17 protein-coding genes and 1 other RNA gene are annotated in these 18,402 nt (G+C 29.8%); 11 read left to right on the forward strand and 7 right to left on the reverse strand.

The window, feature by feature from the left end; all coding sequences use genetic code 11:
• Positions 1–85: 85 nt before the first annotated feature.
• Positions 86–763, reverse strand: a complete 678-nt coding sequence (locus SVN78_02955) for a lysophospholipid acyltransferase family protein (protein MDY6820565.1) — start codon at positions 761–763, stop codon at positions 86–88.
• Positions 764–834: 71 nt separating this feature from the next.
• The gene (locus SVN78_02960; GenBank protein MDY6820566.1) at positions 835–1,680 is read right to left on the reverse strand and encodes a GNAT family N-acyltransferase; all 846 of its coding nucleotides are present in this window, start codon (positions 1,678–1,680) and stop codon (positions 835–837) included.
• Between the two features lie 134 nt (positions 1,681–1,814).
• Here SVN78_02960 and SVN78_02965 point away from each other — a divergent pair, with 134 nt between their 5' ends.
• The 10 genes from SVN78_02965 to glnA all read left to right on the forward strand — a co-directional run bounded on the left by SVN78_02965 (position 1,815) and on the right by glnA (position 9,310).
• A complete protein-coding gene (locus SVN78_02965) occupies positions 1,815–2,528 on the forward strand; it encodes an HDOD domain-containing protein (GenBank protein MDY6820567.1) in 714 nt (237 codons plus the stop codon).
• 115 nt (positions 2,529–2,643) lie between these two features.
• The gene (gene zapB / locus SVN78_02970; protein ID MDY6820568.1) at positions 2,644–2,838 is read left to right on the forward strand and encodes a cell division protein ZapB; all 195 of its coding nucleotides are present in this window, start codon (positions 2,644–2,646) and stop codon (positions 2,836–2,838) included.
• A 15-nt stretch (positions 2,839–2,853) separates the two neighbouring features.
• Complete coding sequence (locus SVN78_02975; protein ID MDY6820569.1) at positions 2,854–3,120, forward strand: cell division protein ZapA; 267 nt, start codon at positions 2,854–2,856, stop codon at positions 3,118–3,120.
• A non-coding RNA gene (gene ssrS, locus SVN78_02980) (6S RNA) lies at positions 3,120–3,303 on the forward strand. Before SVN78_02975 ends, ssrS begins: the two co-directional genes overlap by 1 nt.
• A 15-nt stretch (positions 3,304–3,318) precedes the next feature.
• Positions 3,319–4,533 carry an AAA family ATPase gene (locus SVN78_02985; protein MDY6820570.1) on the forward strand — a complete coding sequence of 405 codons (1,215 nt, stop codon included), beginning with the start codon at positions 3,319–3,321 and terminating at the stop codon, positions 4,531–4,533.
• Entirely contained in the window at positions 4,526–5,074 is a 549-nt protein-coding gene (locus SVN78_02990) for a 5-formyltetrahydrofolate cyclo-ligase (protein MDY6820571.1), read from the forward strand. Before SVN78_02985 ends, SVN78_02990 begins: the two co-directional genes overlap by 8 nt.
• Positions 5,067–6,620 (forward strand): ribonuclease Y, encoded by a 1,554-nt coding sequence (gene rny, locus SVN78_02995; protein ID MDY6820572.1) that lies wholly within the window; start codon positions 5,067–5,069, stop codon positions 6,618–6,620. Before SVN78_02990 ends, rny begins: the two co-directional genes overlap by 8 nt.
• Entirely contained in the window at positions 6,610–7,398 is a 789-nt protein-coding gene (locus SVN78_03000) for a TIGR00282 family metallophosphoesterase (GenBank protein MDY6820573.1), read from the forward strand. The genes rny and SVN78_03000 overlap by 11 nt, the downstream gene beginning before the upstream one ends.
• A gap of 148 nt (positions 7,399–7,546) precedes the next feature.
• On the forward strand, positions 7,547–7,885 hold the full coding sequence (locus tag SVN78_03005) for a P-II family nitrogen regulator (GenBank protein MDY6820574.1): 339 nt from the start codon (positions 7,547–7,549) through the stop codon (positions 7,883–7,885).
• Between the two features lie 12 nt (positions 7,886–7,897).
• Entirely contained in the window at positions 7,898–9,310 is a 1,413-nt protein-coding gene (gene glnA / locus SVN78_03010) for a type I glutamate--ammonia ligase (protein MDY6820575.1), read from the forward strand.
• Here the strand turns inward: glnA and SVN78_03015 are convergent.
• Genes SVN78_03015 through SVN78_03025 form a run of 3 tightly spaced genes read right to left on the reverse strand, consistent with a single transcriptional unit; the run spans position 9,298 to position 13,085 of the window.
• Entirely contained in the window at positions 9,298–10,254 is a 957-nt protein-coding gene (locus SVN78_03015; protein ID MDY6820576.1) for an NAD(P)-dependent oxidoreductase, read from the reverse strand. The genes glnA and SVN78_03015 overlap by 13 nt on opposite strands.
• Before the next feature lie 48 nt (positions 10,255–10,302).
• Positions 10,303–11,379, reverse strand: coding sequence for an acyl-CoA thioesterase (locus SVN78_03020; GenBank protein ID MDY6820577.1), 1,077 nt, complete (start codon positions 11,377–11,379; stop codon positions 10,303–10,305).
• Positions 11,380–11,402: 23 nt separating this feature from the next.
• Entirely contained in the window at positions 11,403–13,085 is a 1,683-nt protein-coding gene (locus SVN78_03025; protein ID MDY6820578.1) for an ABC transporter ATP-binding protein, read from the reverse strand.
• A 140-nt stretch (positions 13,086–13,225) separates the two neighbouring features.
• Here SVN78_03025 and SVN78_03030 point away from each other — a divergent pair, with 140 nt between their 5' ends.
• Positions 13,226–14,956: a DASS family sodium-coupled anion symporter gene (locus SVN78_03030; GenBank protein ID MDY6820579.1), complete on the forward strand. Its 1,731-nt coding sequence runs from the start codon at positions 13,226–13,228 to the stop codon at positions 14,954–14,956.
• 29 nt (positions 14,957–14,985) lie between these two features.
• Here the strand turns inward: SVN78_03030 and SVN78_03035 are convergent, their stop codons facing one another.
• Both SVN78_03035 and SVN78_03040 read right to left on the reverse strand, forming a co-directional pair.
• Positions 14,986–16,680 (reverse strand): hypothetical protein, encoded by a 1,695-nt coding sequence (locus SVN78_03035; GenBank protein MDY6820580.1) that lies wholly within the window; start codon positions 16,678–16,680, stop codon positions 14,986–14,988.
• 1 nt (position 16,681) lies between these two features.
• Positions 16,682–18,148 carry a hypothetical protein gene (locus tag SVN78_03040; GenBank protein ID MDY6820581.1) on the reverse strand — a complete coding sequence of 489 codons (1,467 nt, stop codon included), beginning with the start codon at positions 18,146–18,148 and terminating at the stop codon, positions 16,682–16,684.
• Positions 18,149–18,402 lie beyond the last annotated feature (254 nt).

The raw sequence follows: 18,402 nt of genomic DNA on the forward strand, positions 1-18,402 counted from the left end.
TATTTAAATATAAATTAAAAACATATTATTTAAATAAATTGTCTATATTAGTGAGAAGTAATTATAACATATTGAATATTTTGTTTTATTGATTATATATTGTTTTAATTTGATTATATGATTTTATAGCTATTTCTTTTCTACCTCTTAAGTTTTTTAACTCTCCTGCATAGAGGAGCTCAATATTAAGTTTTTTAATCTTGAGAAAATTAAAAAAATGTCTCCAAAAAGTCATATCACCATAATAAAAAACAAGGTCGCCATTTGCACTATTTACTGGCTTATCATTTATTTTAGTATATTTTATACATATATTTTTTATGTTTATTGTTGAATTTTCTGCCAACTTAAAAAAAGAGCTCTTAAATGGTAGCATTTGACCCTTTGTTGTCGTTCCTTCTGGAAATAGATGTAAGTTCAAATTAGCATTTAAAATATTTTTGATTTGTTCAATATCAGATAATAATTTCTTTTTATTTCTTCTTTCAATAAAGATTGAACCCGCTGCTTTAGCAAATAAACCTAAAAGAGGTGAATGTTCTACTTCCTTAGTGGAAATAAAGGATACAGGAATTACTGCTGCAATGCATAAAATATCTAGATATGACAAATGGTTTGAAACAAAAAGGTTGGCGTTATCATTTTTTAGTTTTTTTATATCTGAGATAATATTTATATTACATATTTTAACTAATAATCTTGCAAATATAGATGTGTTTCTAATTTTTCTATTTATTTTTTTGTATTTGTCTTTAGCTGTCACAGATATTATAGAAGCACTAATGAGAAATAATATTAAGATACTTAGTACAACAATTATTTTTATAGGATATTTCACAATTTTTTAATGAAGGTTACTTTGCTATTTTTTATGTTGGTATATTCTATAATAGTTAAAAAATCTACACAATTAAAATTTTTATCAAAAGCAGGATAGCTACATACCTTTGCACCAAGGCGTAAATAATATTTCAGAAGATCAGGGATTAGATGTATTGTTGAAGGCGTTACATTATTATTGATATTATTGTAGATGCTTTCAAAATTATTTAATCTGAATTTATGTTTTGGTTTTGCAAGAAATTTTGAATATAAATAATTATTTTTTTCAAAATATTTGAAAATTTCATTTATTTTATATATGTCATTTATAAATACACTAGAACAACCAAATATATATTCTATGTTTTGTTTTTCTATATATGATTTTATACCTTTCCAAAGCAACTTTAAAACTATCCCTTTTCTATGCTCTTTGAGTATGCAGGCTCTGCCAAGCTCAGCTATTCTACCATTTAATTTAATTATATTCTTGATATTAAATTCTTTAGCTGAATAAAGTCTTTTAGGATTAAGGTTTATTCTATATGTACCAACAATTTTACCACAATCCTTTGAATATACAATTATGTGGTCACATTTCTTATCAAATTTATCAATATCAAGCTTTATAATATTACTTTTATTTAGTATCTCTCTTTTAAATACAGAATATCTTATAGCTAAAGCACTAATAAGTTCACTATTATTTTCGGCTGTTTTGATAATATATCTGCTATTCTCTAAATATACGTTGTGTCTACTTTTATAAGGCTTAAACTTTAAAACATTTGATAAGTAAAAATTTGAGAGAAAAGATTTTCCATTATTTATTGGATTTAAATAATTATATATTCCCATAACAGGTTATCAATATATATTTGTTTTGTAATATAATTGTTATGAAATTTATAATTATATGTAAAATCATTAATTATTTGTTTGATATAAATTTTTTATTCATATTTTATATTTCATAAAATATAATATCTATAATGCGTAAAAAAAATATAATCGATGAAATATTATCTGACTCAAAGAAAATACCAGCACTTCCTAAGACTGTTTTTGAGATAATAAATATAGATGATAATGATTATGATTCATTAAAAAAAGTTGTTAACAATATAAAAAAGGACCAAGGATTAACAGCAGCTCTTCTTAGGTTTGTAAACTCCCCATTATATGCAGTACCCACACGTATAGACTCAATTGACAGATGTATAGTTTTGTTGGGTTTAAATGAGATTAAAAGGGTTGTCTTTTCAATATCAATTAAAGCTTTCTATGAAAAAGATTTCTACTTGTATAATGAAAGTGGTTTGCGTTTATGGATGCACTCATATAATGTTGCAAATATTTCTTTAAGAGTGGGCAAATCTTATAAATATTTAAAAAATAATTCTCTCTTTTTAGCAGGCTTAATGCATGATATTGGTAAAGTATTTATAGTTGATTATTTATATGCTCCAGTAAAATCATATGATGACGAAAAAAAACAAATAGGTTATACCCATATGGAGATTGGAGCATATATATTAAAAAAATGGGGTGTTTCTGAAGATGTTGTTCAAGCTGTCAAAAATCATCATCATATTACAGATAGTATTTTTAATAAGATAATTTATTTTGCAAATAAACTAGAGAAAAGTGATAACGTAAATAATAAAATTTATGATATTTTTAAAGAATATATGAATAAATATTAAATTTTTTAAAAGTTAATTTCACTAAAATATTAATCTAAAACTTAAATTAAATTAATCACAATAATAGATTTGTTGACTTTTATTAGTTATTAGTATAAATTTTAATTATAAGATTATGAGTTTAATAGAGAGCTTAAGTGTACTTAATGATAAAATAACAAAACTTTTTGATGATTATAAAAAGTTATCTTCAGAAAGGGATGAATTGGAAAAATATAAAAACGAGCTTGAAGAAGAAAATAAGAGATTAAGGCAGGAGAGAGATGAGATAAAAAAAAGGATTGAAGAGCTGATAAACAAAATACCTTAAAGAGGTGTTGAGCAAGTGAAGGTAAGAGAAGTAATAATATATGGTGATAAATACAGGTTGAGAACTGACGAAGATGATGAGCTGGTAAAGGAAGTTGCAGATTATCTAAACACCAAGATGAGAGAAGTTGAGAAGCATTCTAATATTTTGACAACCTCAAAGATTGCTGTACTGACAGCTTTTAATATAACTGCTGATTATATTAAGTTAAAGAATGAGTTAGAAAATAGTAATAAAATAATTGATGAACTAAATAGTAAATTAGAAGTTATACAGGCATAAAACCCCTGCAATACTCGTGATTGTGGAGGTAGTTTGGAGCCAACACCTCTTTAAAAGAGGATGATTTGGTTGTGGTGTGCGGACCTGTTAATTAACACAGGGGGCCTAAAGCAACCATGATTCCTCATATCCTGGTAAACCAGGGCTGCAAACAAACTTTACACACGGTATTGCGGGGGTTTTTTGTAAGGATTAATAATGATATTAGAAAAGGGATTAATAATAAATAATATAGATGATATATTGGGGCAAAAACACCTTTTTGGAAATTCTTCATTACTATATAATTTAATTAATAGTCGTGACTTTGATTCCTTATGCTTTTATGGCCCAACTGGAACAGGAAAGACCACTGCTGCAAAACTTATTAGTGGATATTTAGATTATACATTTTATAAGGTGCATGCCGCTACAACAAGTGTAAATGATATAAAAAAATTAATGAGTCCTCATTTGAGAGGAAAACTCTTGTTGATTATTGATGAAATACATCAGTTTAATAAAGCCCAACAAGGATTTCTTCTGGATTTTATTGACAATTTCAATGGAAAGTTAATTTTTACCTCTACTGAAAATCCCTACTTTAGCTTGATACCAGCTCTTAGATCAAGGAGTTTTATTTTTGAATTTTACCCTTTAAAGGAGGATGATTTAATAAAGATCTATAGAAAGGCTAAGTTGTTCTGGCTAAACAAAAATCCAAATATAGATGATATAATAATAAGTGAGAAAGATTTGCATAATATCGCGATAAATTCTAATGGTGATGTAAGGAGGTTTTTAAATATAATTGAGGCAGCCTTTTTGACAGGAGAGCTTATTAGAGAGAAGTTATATATTAGATCTGAAAAGATAAGCTCACAAATATGTAATAAAACCTTTACTGACGATGAGTATTATGATTTGTTATCAGCTCTTATAAAAAGCATAAGAGGCTCTGATCCTGATGGGGCTCTATTATGGGCTTTTAAGCTTATTGAATGCGGGATATCCCCAGAGGTAATTTTAAGAAGGCTTTTGATATCAGCATCAGAAGACATAGGCAATGCATACCCCGATGCTTTGATAATTGCAAATTCAGGGTATGAATCATTTGAAAAGGTTGGTATGCCTGAAGGTGCTATAATTATTGCTCATATTATAACATTTCTCGCATCTTGCCCAAAAAGTAATAGCTCATATGTTGCTTATAAAGAGGCAAAAAAATATCTAATGAATAACAATCCTTTACCCCCAGATAATATTAAGCATTTTTCTAAGGGCTATAAATATCCTTTTGATTATGGTGGTTTTGTTGTTCAAAATTATATAGATAGTAATACTATTTTTTACAAACCTTCAAATGATGGTTTTGAGGTAAAATTTTATAATAGATTAAAAAGGCTTTGGTCCAATATTAAAAACTATGAATAAAGAGCAGTTGAGAAAGATAATAAATATTAAAAGAAATAACTTAACAAAGGAGTATGTAGATAATATTAGCCAGCAAATTGTTGAAAGATTTTTGCATTATTTTGATAAATATTTCTCCTTTATTTTATATTGTGAAAAGGATAATGAAGTAAAAGCTTCCCCATTAATTAATATTTTATTGAGTAAAAAAAAGGTTATATATCTTCCAATATATGATAAAAATATATGTTCTTTTGGCAGAGTATTTGATTTCAGTGAGCTTGCTTTAAGCAAATATGGGATATTGGAGCCTAAGAATAGGTCTAATGTAGATCAAGTAGATGTAATAGTAGTTCCAGGTTTGGCGTATGATATAAGAGGTAATAGACTTGGTAGAGGCGCTGGGTTTTATGATAAGGTTTTAAAAAACTTAAAAGTTAAATTTAGGATAGCTTTTGCCTATGATTTTCAGGTTTTAGATAGTATACCCGCTGATGATTTGGATGAGCGTGTAGATTTTGTGATAACAGAGAAAAAAATTATAGGAGGTAGCAATGGGTGAGTTAATTGTTATAGTAGCTGTTATTGCTTTAGTGGCATTTGTTTCAATTTTAACATATAGAAAAATACAGTTAAAAAGAGAGTTGTTGCAAAATAAATATGCTAACGACATTATTGAAAATGCCAAAAGGGAAGCTAGGGAGATTATTAAGGAAGCAGAGATAAAATCAAAAGAATTAATGTTTCAAACTAAACAGGAATTAGATAAAGAGGAAAAGCAGATTAAAAAGGAATTGAATCAGCATGAAAAAAGACTTATTCAAAAAGAAGATGCATTAGATAGAAAACAGGATATTTTACAAAAGAAGGAAGAAGAATTAGATAAAAATATATTAGAATATGAGAAAGCAAATAAAATACTAGAAGAAAGGGAGAAAGAATTTGAAAGGTTAAGAACTGAATATATAAAAGAGATAGAAAAGGCAGCAAATATGACGAGAGAGGAAGCCAAAGAGATGTTAGTTGAAAAGATGATTGATGAGGCAAAATTAGAGTCTGCAAAGTATATAAGGGAGATTGAGGAAGAGACAAATAGGGCTGCTGAGAAAAAGGCAAGAAATATTATCGCCACATCTATTCAAAGGATTGCATCAGATTATGTTGGAGAGATTGCAGTCTCTGTTGTTAACTTGCCTAATGATGAAATGAAAGGAAGAATTATTGGAAGAGAGGGTAGAAATATCAGAACCTTTGAAAATATAACATGTGTTGATATTATAGTTGATGATACGCCAGAAGCGGTTATTATCTCTTCTTATGATCCATTTAGAAGGGCTATTGCTTCTCTTACATTAACAAAACTTATAGCCGATGGTAGAATTCATCCTGCACGTATTGAAGAGATGTATGAAAAAAGTAAGAAGGAAATAGAAAAAGAGATTATAGAGACCGGTGAAGAAGTAATCTTTGAATTGGGCATAAATAATGTACATAAAGAAATAGTTAGATTAATTGGAAGATTAAAGTATAGATCTAGCTATGGACAAAATGCGCTTGCCCATTCAATTGAAGTTGCAAAGATAGCTGGTATAATGGCTGCTGAGATTGGCGCTGATAGGAAATTAGCTATTAGAGCCGGACTGCTTCATGATATAGGAAAGGCTGTTGATCAAGATGTTGAAGGTACTCATGTAGAGCTAGGTTATGATATTGCTAAGAAGTATGGAGAAGGCGAGGTTGTTCTAAATGCAATTATGTCACATCATGGATATGAAGACTTTAAATATATTGAAGCTGTTTTAGTTCAAGCAGCTGATGCAATATCTGCTTCAAGGCCAGGTGCTAGACGAGAGGTGTTAGAATCCTATATAAAGAGATTAGAGAACCTGGAAAAAATCGCATCTTCTTTTGAGGGTGTATCAAAGAGTTATGCTATACAAGCTGGAAGGGAAGTGAGGATTATTGTTGAGCCTGATAGGGTTAGCGATAGCATGGCAGTAGTATTATCAAAGGAGATATCAAAGAAGATTGAAAGTGAGTTAACTTATCCTGGACAGATTAAGGTTACAGTGGTAAGGGAATCGAGAGCCGTTGAATATGCGAAATAATACTTTTAATATTTTATTTTTAGGTGATATCATTGGGAGTGTTGGAAGAAACTTATTAGAACGTGAATTAAATATAATAAAAGAGGAATATAACATAGACTTCGTAGGGGCGAATGTTGAAAATCTCGCGAATGGTTTTGGGCTAAATGAAAACCTTTATCAAGAGATGGAGGGTATGGGTATAAATATAATGACCTCTGGAAATCATATTTGGGATAGGAAAGAGATTATTGAATTTATTCCTCAATTTCAACTATTGTTAAGACCCGCAAATTATCCCTTAGGGACGCCGGGGGTAGGAGTTAAAACATTTTATTTTAATAAATTAAAAATTTCCTTTGTTAATTTATTAGGTAGAGTATTTATGCCCATTGTGGATTGCCCCTTTAGGAAGTTTAATGAAATTTTCAGTGATATAAGTGATAATATTATAATTGTAGATTTCCATGCAGAGGCAACAAGCGAAAAAAATGCTTTTTGTCACTATGTTGATGGTAGAGCGTCTGCTGTTTTAGGAACCCATACACATGTACAGACTAACGATGACAGACGTTTTCCTTTGGGTACTTATTATATATCTGATGTTGGGATGTGTGGATCTCTGGATTCTGTAATAGGGATGGAAAAAGAAGGCAGTATTAAAAAATTTCTAACATCAATGCCTACTAAATTTGAAGTTGAAAAAAGTGGAAGAAGGCTTATCAACGGGGTTGTTTTAAAAATAGATAAAGAAAATAAAAGCATAGCTGAATTTATAAAGATACGAAAAATATATTGAAATTAAGTGTAAGTTATAATAAATAGACTTTGAATAATTATTAATCATAGTATGATATATTATTAATCATAATGAGAGAGTTTATGCTTAATTTCCTGCAATTAGTTTTGGCATATAAATTGTTATATAACTATTATAAGGAGTTATTATGAAGAAGATTGTCGCTATTATTAAACCTTTTAAGTTAGATGATGTAAAAGAGAAATTAACTGAGTTAGGAATCTCTGGCCTAACTGTAACTGAGGTAAAAGGTTATGGTAGACAAAAAGGCCATACGGAGCTATATAGAGGTGCAGAATACGTGATAGACTTTATTCCAAAGATAAAGATAGAGATAGTTGTTTCTGATAAGCTGGTAGATGACGTAATCGAGGCTATTTTGGAGTCTGCCAAAACTGGTAGAATTGGGGATGGCAAGATATTTGTGGTTCCAATAGATGAGATTATTAGGATAAGAACTGGAGAAAAAGGAGAAAATGCTTTATAGAGGAGGCAAATAATGACAATTGAAGAAATTTTAGCTTTAATTAAAGAGAAAGAGATTAAAATAATCGATCTGAGATTTAATGATTTTATCGGTTTATGGCAACACTGTAGTTTGCCTGCACATGAAATAAATGCAGATGTTTTTGAAGAAGGCATTGGTTTTGATGGATCAAGTATAAGGGCTTGGCAATCAATAAATCTAAGTGATATGATATTATTGCCTGACCCACAAACAGCCAAAATTGACCCCTTTACAACAATTCCCACATTAATATTAATATGCAGCGTTAATGATCCAATAACAAAAGAACCATATGTCAAAGACCCTAGGTATATCGCAAAGAAGGCTGAAAATTATTTAAAGAGTACTGGTATTGCTGATACTGCTTATTTTGGGCCTGAGACTGAGTTTTTTGTCTTTGATAACGTTCAATTTGCTTGTTATCCAAATAACAGTTTTTATTATTTTGACTCTGTAGAAGGGCAATGGAATACAGGTAAAGATGAAAATCCAAATCTTGCTTATAAGATAAGACATAAGGAGGGGTATTTCCCAGTTCCACCTCACGATACATTAATGAATCTAAGAAGTGAGATGGCTATGTGTATGGAAGATATGGGCATTATTACGGAGGCTCATCATCATGAGGTTGCCACAGGTGGGCAGTGTGAGATCGATATGAAATATGATTCATTAGTAAATATAGCTGATAATTTATTATTGTGTAAATATATTGTGAAAAATATTGCATTAAAGCATAATAAAACAGCAACATTTATGCCAAAGCCTATGTTTGGAGATAATGGAAATGGCATGCATACCCATCAATCACTATGGAAGGATGGTGATCCTATTTTTGCAGGAGATGAGTATGCAGGCTTGAGTGAAATAGCTCTATATTATATTGGTGGAATTATTAAACATGCAGGTGCAATAGCTGCTTTTACAAATCCAACGACAAACTCATATAAAAGGCTAGTCCCTGGTTTTGAGGCTCCTGTCAACATTGCCTATTCATCAAGGAACAGGAGTGCGTCAATAAGAATACCTATGTATTCACCTTCACCTAAAGCAAAAAGGATTGAGGTTAGATTTCCTGATGCTTCATGTAATGCCTATCTTGCTTTTACTTCAATGCTTATGGCAGGTATTGATGGTATTTTAAACAAGATCGATCCTGGTGAGCCAATGGATAAAAATCTTTATGACCTAGATCCTATTGAGTTATCTAATATACCAAAGATGCCTGCAAGTTTAGATGAGGCTTTAGATCAGTTAGAGAAAGATTATGAATTTCTATTAAGGGGTGATGTGTTTACAGAGGATGTGGTTGCAACATGGGTTAATTATAAAAGAAATAGTGAGGCTAGAGAAGTAAACATGAGGCCACATCCATATGAATTTATGCTATATTATGATATATAATTTTTATACCATTTGACCATTAGCTTTAGCCCATCAATACTTGTGTATTTTGGCTTAAAGGCTGTAAGTTTAATACTTTCAGCCTTTAAGTATGTTTCATTGCATATTTTTATTATTCTTTTTATGTTTATAGGGGTTTTTATATTAAATAACGAACTAAATAGGTCAAAAATAATCCCAAAGCTATAAACAATAGGAAAGGGCAGGGAAAGGCTTTTCTTTTTTCCTAGAGAATGGGCAATTATATCAATAATTTCTTTAGTTGTAAGGTGGGGCTCATCTGCATAGTTAAAGATGCTTACATTTTCTTTGTTTTCATTTAGTAAATAGATAGTAAAGTCAACAATATTTTGCACATATGCTAGTGATTTAATATTCTTTCCCTTTCCTATTCTTATAAAGGGACCTTTATCAATCTGTTTTATCAATAAAAACATATTTGCATAGTTGTGGGGTCCAATTACTACTGAGGGCCTTAAGATAACTAATCTTCTTTTTTTTTCTTTTTTTGCCCAAGATATCAATGATCTTTCGGCTTCTAATTTACTTTTACTGTAGGGTGTTTCACATTTTAATGGGCATTTTTCATTAACCCCTGAGAAATAGTTGCCATAAACTGCAGCTGTTGAGAAAAATACTATATTATTTACATTCCTCTTTACTGCAAAGTTAATAATATTTTTTGTCCCACCTTTGTTAACATTGAAATATTCTTTATCGCTTATTCCTATATCTTTGTGTTCAGCAGCTAAATGAATAATTGTATCTATATATTTAGGTAAACTATCAAAATTATTTAAATCTTTAATATTACCTTTTATATGATAAGCGTTACTTTTAAAATCTGGTTTTTTAATATCTAGATTGATTATTTCATGACTGTTGTGTAGTGATTGAATAAAATATCTTCCAATAAAACCAGAACCACCTGTTATAAGTATCATAGAATGATCTATGTTTTTAATATTAGTTGTAATACCCGAATAATCATTTTAGCAAAGATCTTTTATAAGTAATGGAGAGGATTCTTCCATAATCAATTTTAGATTGCGCTTAGCAATTGTTGTTTTTATACAATCTTCAAGAGTATAGGGATAAACCTTGATGGCATCAATAGGTTTTAGTTTATCATCAACATTTATAAAGGTAAAGAAACATGAGTTTGTTAAGGCTGATATATTTTTTTCACCCCTCGGTATTTTATAGATATTTGATTCAATAGATATGTAAGGGCCGGTAGTATCCACAATCTTACTTGTATATTTTAATTTATCGCCAATTAAAACAGGATAGAAAAAATTAATTCTGTTAACAGCCCCAATTAAAGATCTATTGGTTGATGCAGTATCTGAACAGATAGATGAAAGCTCATAAGCTTTCCTTGCTAAATAACCTCCAAATATAGTTTGGTTTGGATTTTTGTGCTCTGGATAGGTTCTCTCCCAGCTTTCAATTATAGTGTCTCCAATGAATATATTACCATCTTCTTTTTTGCTTTTATAATAAAGAGAAAATAAATTCTCAAATTCTTTTGGGTCTAATGATGTTGCGGTATTTTTTTGTTCCTTTAAATATCTCTTTTTTCTTTTGATTGCATTTTGTGCTCTAACTTTATCTAAATCTTCTACATACTCAAGAGGGGGTAGTTTAGCGCCATAGTCGTTATCTATATTCCCAAGTCTTGCAACCATTGTAAAATAACATGTTGCTATATGTATATTCTTGTTATTAATTATTTGTTCAATCCTTATACCTATTTCCATAGAAGTGGTGCCCACGTAATTTACCCTTGATTTTAGTATTATATCTTCATCTATTCTAAATACATCTCTTAAAAGTATTTGATCTATTGCTGCAGTTACAATCCTTGCATTGTTGTAGAATTGAGCAACATAGAGATTTGCTGTTTCACCAGCTAAAATATCAAGCTCTTCCAAAAGAAGACCAAAACGAAAATTACCCAAAATATTGCCTTCTATTATTTTATATTGCTCCCTTAATTTATTGTTAGAGTTAAGGGGTAATATCTTTTCTCTTGAAAGTCCTGAAGGTCTTTTATATATCTCCATGTTATCAATCCAAAGTATTTTGATTATAATAATATAACTTTAGTATCTATAATTCTATAGATTTTATTACATTTTTGAATAGTATTTATCCTATGGGTGACAATAAATATTGTTTTATCGAAACACTCCCTAAATAAATCTTCCAATATTTTATTTTCAATATCAAAGTCTAAAGCACTTGTTGCTTCATCCATTATTATAACTTCTGGGTTACCATATAATGCTCTTGCGATAGCTATTCTTTGTCGTTCCCCGCCACTTAGTTTTAAACCGCCTTCACCTACAATAGAGTCTCCATGTTTCATTAGGTGTGATATCCTTGCTTGTTTTATAACTAAATCTAGTTTATCGTTATCTAGTTTTCTGCCAAATAGTATATTATTTTTTATTGTATCATTTAGTAGATATATATGTTGTGGTATATAGCCTACTTTTTTTCTCCAAGATATAAGATTTTCTTCACTGAGCTCTACATTATCAATTAAAATATTTCCTTTGGTAGGCTTTAAAAACCCCATTAATATATCTAATAATGTACTTTTCCCAATGCCACTCTCACCAATAATGCCAACCTTATCGCCCTTTTTAATATGCATATTAACATTTTTTAAAATAGGCTTATTCTTTGAATAAGAAAAGCTAATATTTATAATGTCTATACTATGATTAAAAGTGATATCGTTATTACCAAGTAGCTCTACTGGTCTATTTAATTCAGCTTTAATTATCTCTTTTGATCTGCTGTTGAATTGTAAGGTATTGTAGTTTGAGAGAATTCTCGTAAATGAGGGTAACATTCTATATAGAGCAATAACATAGACTGAAACAAATGTAATTGCATAGCTTAGATTTCCCTTATTGAAATAAAGAATATATAAAAAAAATATAATTATCACACTAAAACCTAATGTTTCTAAAAACAATCTAGGTATATTATTAAGTGTTCTGGTAAGGGTATAGACATTAGCTATTGCATTAATGTGGTTTATAAACTTTGTATGTAGAGATTGCTCAACCGAAATAGTCTTTATAATTTTAAAGTTAAATACAGTATTAGATATAACATTGTAAATATTTTTTATATTCCTTGATCGTATTCTACTTGCTTCTTTAGTTTTTCTTGAGATATACCTAAATAAAAAAGCAATCAACAGACCAAAAAATATTGTAATAAATATAGTTACCTTAAAATTAAAATATATTAATAAAGAATATAATAAAAGTACTATAAAAATTTCGGAAACAATAGTAAGTAATGAGATATCATATTGTGAGCTATTAATAGCCTCATTTACTATTGATCTATTAATTGTAGAAGTTGTTAATGAACGAAAATCTTGGTATTTTAGATTAATATAACGGATAAAGAGTTTCTCTGCCATTCTGTAATACTGTCTGTAAGCGTATTTTGCTGTTAAATATTGATGAAGAACGTTTAATATCCCCCTTAATAAAAAATATAGTACAAGTAATATGCCAAATACAATTATAAATGATTCTTTGGAACTAAAACCAAATTTATTATAGATATAATATAGATATTTATTTGTATAAATTATTGAATCATTTGTAATGATATTGATAAAGGGTATAATAGCTGAGATTCCAATAAACTCAATTAATGATATAATAATTGTAAAGATTATTAGTAATATAAATGTGAGATTATTTTTTTTGCTTATTTTTAATGATAATTTAGAAAACATCTTTTTTGAGATATATATTTTCTAATATAAAAATTCAATATATTTTGTTGATTTAACAATGACTATTGTCTAAAATAATTTTATAAGCATCTATAATTTAGTTATATTGTATCTATATATTATTAATTTAGGGGTTTTATATGAATAATCAGTTAATGTCTTTTTTATGGAGTGAACATTTTAAAATTAAAAGAATGTTTTTATTTATTCCAAAGCTCTTGACTTGTTCATTAACTATGAAGGATATTTTAAGCTCTAATCTGTATTTTGCTTCACAAAAAAACGGGGGTGATACGGGTTTTAATAATAATAACAATGATAAAGGTGGTGGCAGTGGTTATTATGATAATAATGAAGGTGAGGCAGAGTATAGCCTAAGACAAAAGATTGGCTTGGTTTTGGGCCCTCTATTGTTTTTTTTAATCCTTATTATGCCAAAACCTGCCGATATGACTTATGAGGCTCAAAAAATGGCTGCTATTGCAATATTAATGGCAACTTGGTGGATATGTGAATCTATTCCTATCCCAGCAACTAGCTTGTTGCCTTTGGTTTTGATGCCAGCATTTGGTATTATGGGTGTAAAGAAGGCAGGCGTGCCCTATGCTAGTGATATAATATTTCTATATATGGGGGGATTTATTATAGCCTTATCTATGCAGAGATGGAATCTACATAGGCGTATTGCCTTAAATACAATTAGACTAATTGGCTATTCACCAAGGAGACTTATGTTGGGTTTTATGATAGCAACAGCTGGTTTGTCAGCTTTTGTTTCAAATACAGCAACAACAGTTATGATGCTTCCAATAGGCCTTGCTATTATATTTCATGTAGTTGAAGAGGGGAAGAAAGAAGGCATTGATAAAAAGATTGATTTTAGACTAGGAAAATTTAATTTTGGGACTAATCTCATGTTGGGGATCGCTTATAGTGCATCTGTTGGTGGTATTGCTACACTTATTGGCACACCACCAAATGCTATACTTGCAGGGTTTTTAAATGAAACCTATGGATTTCAGATAACTTTTTATAAATGGCTTTTTGTTGGGGTACCTTTAGTTTTAATTATGATTCCAACAATATGGCTCATCTTGATGATGATAAATCCTATCGCTTTAAAAAAAATACCTGGTGGTAGAGAGATTATAAGAGATGAGTTAAATAAAATAGGTAGAATGAATAAGGGAGAAAAATATACTGCTATAATTTTTGGGTTAACTGCACTTTCTTGGATATTTAGAAAGCAGATTTGTATGTTTTTTCCTGAGCCCTCTATGATAAGCGATGGTTCGATTGCAATAACAGGTGCAATACTGTTGTTTTTAATCCCCATTAGATTAAATGAAAATATATTTACTATGAATTGGGAGTGGGCTAATAAATTACCATGGGGTGTACTGATATTGTTTGGTGGAGGGCTATCAATGGCGGTTGGTATAAGGGATACTGAGCTTGCTAAATGGATTGCTTCACAGGTAGGACTTTTAGCAGGAGCTCCTTTATGGTTGTTATTATTAGCAGTAACAACACTTGTAATTTTTCTTACGGAGATGACCTCTAACACTGCAACTACTGCTATGTTAATGCCAATATTGGCAGCTGTTGCAATAGGACTTGGGGAAAATCCTTTGCTCTTGCTCATTCCTGCTGCAATATCAGCATCATGTGCTTTTATGCTTCCCGTAGCTACCCCTCCTAATGCCATTGTATATGGTTCTGGATATATTACGATACCACAAATGGCTAAAAATGGTTTTTGGTTAAATATTATTGGTATTATATTTGTTATTATTTTAACATTTATTTTAGTAGTACCTGTATTTGATGTTATCTTTGGCGAATTACCAGGATGGATTTTAATAAAATAGAATATATTTAATATATATGCTGATTGGTGTTACCCTATTTGCATTATACCATATCCATCTAAGGTTTTTACAAGTATATATAAAAGTGGGCTATCTTTAATATTAGAAAATGCAAAATCAAGTATTTCGTTATATATATCATTTGATTGCCATTCTATATTTAAGTAATTGTTTTCAAATCTGACAGCTACTATATTGTCTTTTGGTTCACCCTTTAATGACATTTTAGTAAAATCAAAAAATTGACTTGTTGTGCTCTTTCTAATTGTAAATATCTGGTTGTTTATATTATGTTTTAGCTCATATCTTCTTGGAGCATAAAACTCTTTGTAAGTGATTTTTCTATCAAATCCCCCTAAATATTTAATTTCCTTTAATTTAATCTTTATTGGAAGTATATTAAAATCACCAAAACTTATCTCAAGCGTATTTACAGGTTTTGATGTTATTAGGTCGTATACCCTTATATGATTAGATGGTTCAAGTATAGCAACTCTATCTATATTATTGGGTAGAAAATTAAACTGATAGATAGAATATATATTTTTAGCTTGCTTATATACACCTCTATTGATAAGTTTATTATTATTATTTTTATCCCAACTAAAGAGTAAAATATCACCTTCATAAGGCTTATATTCTCCTTTTTTCTGACCAAGCAGGATCTTTTCACCTTTTGTGTTTTCAATAACTCTTAGGTAGTAAGAAATCTTTTCGCTTATTGGGCTTAAAGATCCTTTTTTATATGATAGTATAGTAGAGGTTATTTCTGTGTCTTGAAAACCAAAAACTTCAACCTCCCTTCCTGTTGTAAAGATTATTTCTTCTTTGTTATCGGCATTTACATCCATTGTATATAATTGTACTGGCACTAAATTGTTATCTTTAAACTTATATTCTGTATAAAATTTAAATTTGCCCTGTTCAAATTTGTAAATTACTAAATTGTTAGAGCTTAGAAATATAAATTCCTCATCATCCTTGTTATCTATATTAGCTATCCTAAATCTATAATAATCATTAGGTAATTTATATATTTTTTTCCTTGCCCTATAGTCTTCTGTATAACTATTATCAGTTTTTACTATTGTTGGAGTTACTCCTTTGTGTTTAGTAGTCAGTTTTGCTTTTGGGGTAGGATGGTATCTATATAATATATTTCCAAAATATAGAGACCTAGTAGTAAACTCTATATGACCATTGTAATTGTTGATCTCTAATAAAATACCATAATTTTTTATATCTTTTTTTCTTTCGGCTTTATCAATTTCATTTACAATAAATCCGCTTTTAACAAGTAAATTTATTAGTTCACTGTGATCATAGGCATCTTTTTTAGATATATAGATAATTGGATCTACTGGATAGGAAGCTATTAGTGATTTCTTAGTTTTATCCATTTTTTTAATACACTCTGCTACATAACCCTCTTTTAACTTATCTCTAATTATTGCAACATTAATAGGATCAGTTAGATAATAGGGGATATCCTTTACTTTATTATAGATTAATAATTCGCTACCTATTTGGATATCCCCATTTTTTTCGATTAGTAGTTTATTTTGATAAAAATTTAAGATATTAAAAGTCTCACCTTCACTCTCATTATAAATATTTTTTATATGATCTATAAGATCCATATAAATTTGCTTGTTTGCGGCTGATAATGCAGAATAACTTAAAAAACTTATAAATATAATGGAAATAAATAAGCATTTTTTCATATTAGAAACTCCAAACAAACTCTACAGTGTTTAAGAATGCTGTTTCATCATAGTCGCTTCCCCATATATCCTGGTATCCATCACCAGGTGAAAAAACAGTAAAAGTATCTCCAATTGAGAAATGATTTGAGAAATGGTATGTTAAATTTGTATCCCACATTATACCCATTTCATTGTCTATATCATCCTTACCGTAGTAGTCTTCAAGTGCTCCAGTGCTTGCAAAAAGTAAATATTGAAATTGTGATTTATAGTTAAATTTACCTATTTTACCTTTTGCCCCTATTCCAGCAGTTATCATACCAGGGCTATTTGCTGAACTTGTCGCACTTAAGCCACCATAACCAGAACCCTCTCCTCCTAGCATTTCAGGAGAATTTGAATACAATGTAGAGCCTAGAACCGGTGACCATCTGTGAATGAAAGCATTCTCCATCCCAAATACCTCACTATATCTCGCATTGTTAGTAATTGCATTAAATGCATGTATTTTTCCATCATCGGCATCACCGTCCCCTGAGAGAAAATAAGTACCTATGTAGGGGATAAAATATTCCTTTATATCTGCCTCTAAAGATAGAAAACTTGCAAAGGCACTTATATCAACATTGTTCATACCATTGAGACCATCTTTATCACCTGTTGCATAGATAAATTCAGCTCTTGGTATAAATATATTATATTTACCATAAGTTTCAAAGCCTATATAGTGAACATTTGCATTTTTGTTGTTATTATCGCTATATGCATAGAAGGGGCTAAATTTAGCATCTAAAAAAGGTAAATGAAAGGTGAGCTTTAGAGTATAAACCCTCCAATCTAAATCATCTGCATCCCATATAGGTTGTTCACCATCTTCTAGACTAATATCATCTAATATAGTTATGTATAGAAACATATAGTCCACATTTTTTACCGTGCCATTGAGTCCAACAAAGGGGTGATCATCACCATACAATAGTCCGCCAGTTCTATCTAAAAATTTATCATTCCAACCTGCAGATAGCCTAACAGGTAGGTTTAAATATGAGAAATCATATCCCGCCTCCAATTTCTCTATGCCAAAATCTTCGCCTGACATACCATTATTTGCTTGACCCATAGGTTGACCTGATCCCCTATCAGTGTTATTAGCATTTAATACAAAGTCACCTTCTAAAATCGACATAAAATTAAAATTTGCTCCTGTAACATCAAAACCTAATCTTGCTTCCGCTCTGATGCTATTGTGATCCATTGTACCACTCTCATCTAATATCCAGGCCATATCTGTGTCATTGCCATTAAAGTCTATGTTAGCACCATTAGTTGGATATATCTTTAGATTTCCAAAAAGCTTCCATGTTACATCAGAGCTTTTTCCAATTACTTGGCCGGAGCCCATCTGCTGGCAATAAGATATTGCATGGCTCATTGTAAATATTGCAAAAAGTGATAGGAAAAATAATACAAATCTGTTTTTTAACATAGGAACCTCCTAAATATATTAATAAATTATTAAAACTATATTATAAAGAAATGTTATGTCAAGCAAAATTAATTTTGTATATAAGTAAGCTGCAAGATTATTCTTTAAGATTTGTAATAGTAATTTATATCAGAATATCCTAGATAACAGAGATTACAATTTTTTTGATGCTATATAGATTTTTTGATAGCTCCCAAGTTTAATTAAATATTGTTATTGACTTAAATAAAAAGTTGTTTATAATTTTAAAAAAG

Source organism: Deferribacterota bacterium (assembly GCA_034189185.1).
Lineage (GTDB): Bacteria > Chrysiogenota > Deferribacteres > Deferribacterales > UBA228 > UBA228.

Coding starts and splice junctions, on each gene's coding strand:
- SVN78_02965 (MDY6820567.1), top strand. CDS start 1,815: ATGCGTAAAAAAAATATAATCGATGAAATATTATCTGACTCAAAGAAA.
- SVN78_03000 (MDY6820573.1), top strand. CDS start 6,610: ATGCGAAATAATACTTTTAATATTTTATTTTTAGGTGATATCATTGGG.
- SVN78_02960 (MDY6820566.1), bottom strand. CDS start 1,680: ATGGGAATATATAATTATTTAAATCCAATAAATAATGGAAAATCTTTT.
- SVN78_03030 (MDY6820579.1), top strand. CDS start 13,226: ATGAATAATCAGTTAATGTCTTTTTTATGGAGTGAACATTTTAAAATT.
- rny (MDY6820572.1), top strand. CDS start 5,067: ATGGGTGAGTTAATTGTTATAGTAGCTGTTATTGCTTTAGTGGCATTT.
- SVN78_03015 (MDY6820576.1), bottom strand. CDS start 10,254: ATGATACTTATAACAGGTGGTTCTGGTTTTATTGGAAGATATTTTATT.
- SVN78_02985 (MDY6820570.1), top strand. CDS start 3,319: ATGATATTAGAAAAGGGATTAATAATAAATAATATAGATGATATATTG.
- SVN78_03005 (MDY6820574.1), top strand. CDS start 7,547: ATGAAGAAGATTGTCGCTATTATTAAACCTTTTAAGTTAGATGATGTA.
- glnA (MDY6820575.1), top strand. CDS start 7,898: ATGACAATTGAAGAAATTTTAGCTTTAATTAAAGAGAAAGAGATTAAA.
- zapB (MDY6820568.1), top strand. CDS start 2,644: ATGAGTTTAATAGAGAGCTTAAGTGTACTTAATGATAAAATAACAAAA.
- SVN78_03035 (MDY6820580.1), bottom strand. CDS start 16,680: ATGAAAAAATGCTTATTTATTTCCATTATATTTATAAGTTTTTTAAGT.
- SVN78_02990 (MDY6820571.1), top strand. CDS start 4,526: ATGAATAAAGAGCAGTTGAGAAAGATAATAAATATTAAAAGAAATAAC.
- SVN78_03040 (MDY6820581.1), bottom strand. CDS start 18,148: ATGTTAAAAAACAGATTTGTATTATTTTTCCTATCACTTTTTGCAATA.
- SVN78_03025 (MDY6820578.1), bottom strand. CDS start 13,085: ATGTTTTCTAAATTATCATTAAAAATAAGCAAAAAAAATAATCTCACA.
- SVN78_03020 (MDY6820577.1), bottom strand. CDS start 11,379: ATGGAGATATATAAAAGACCTTCAGGACTTTCAAGAGAAAAGATATTA.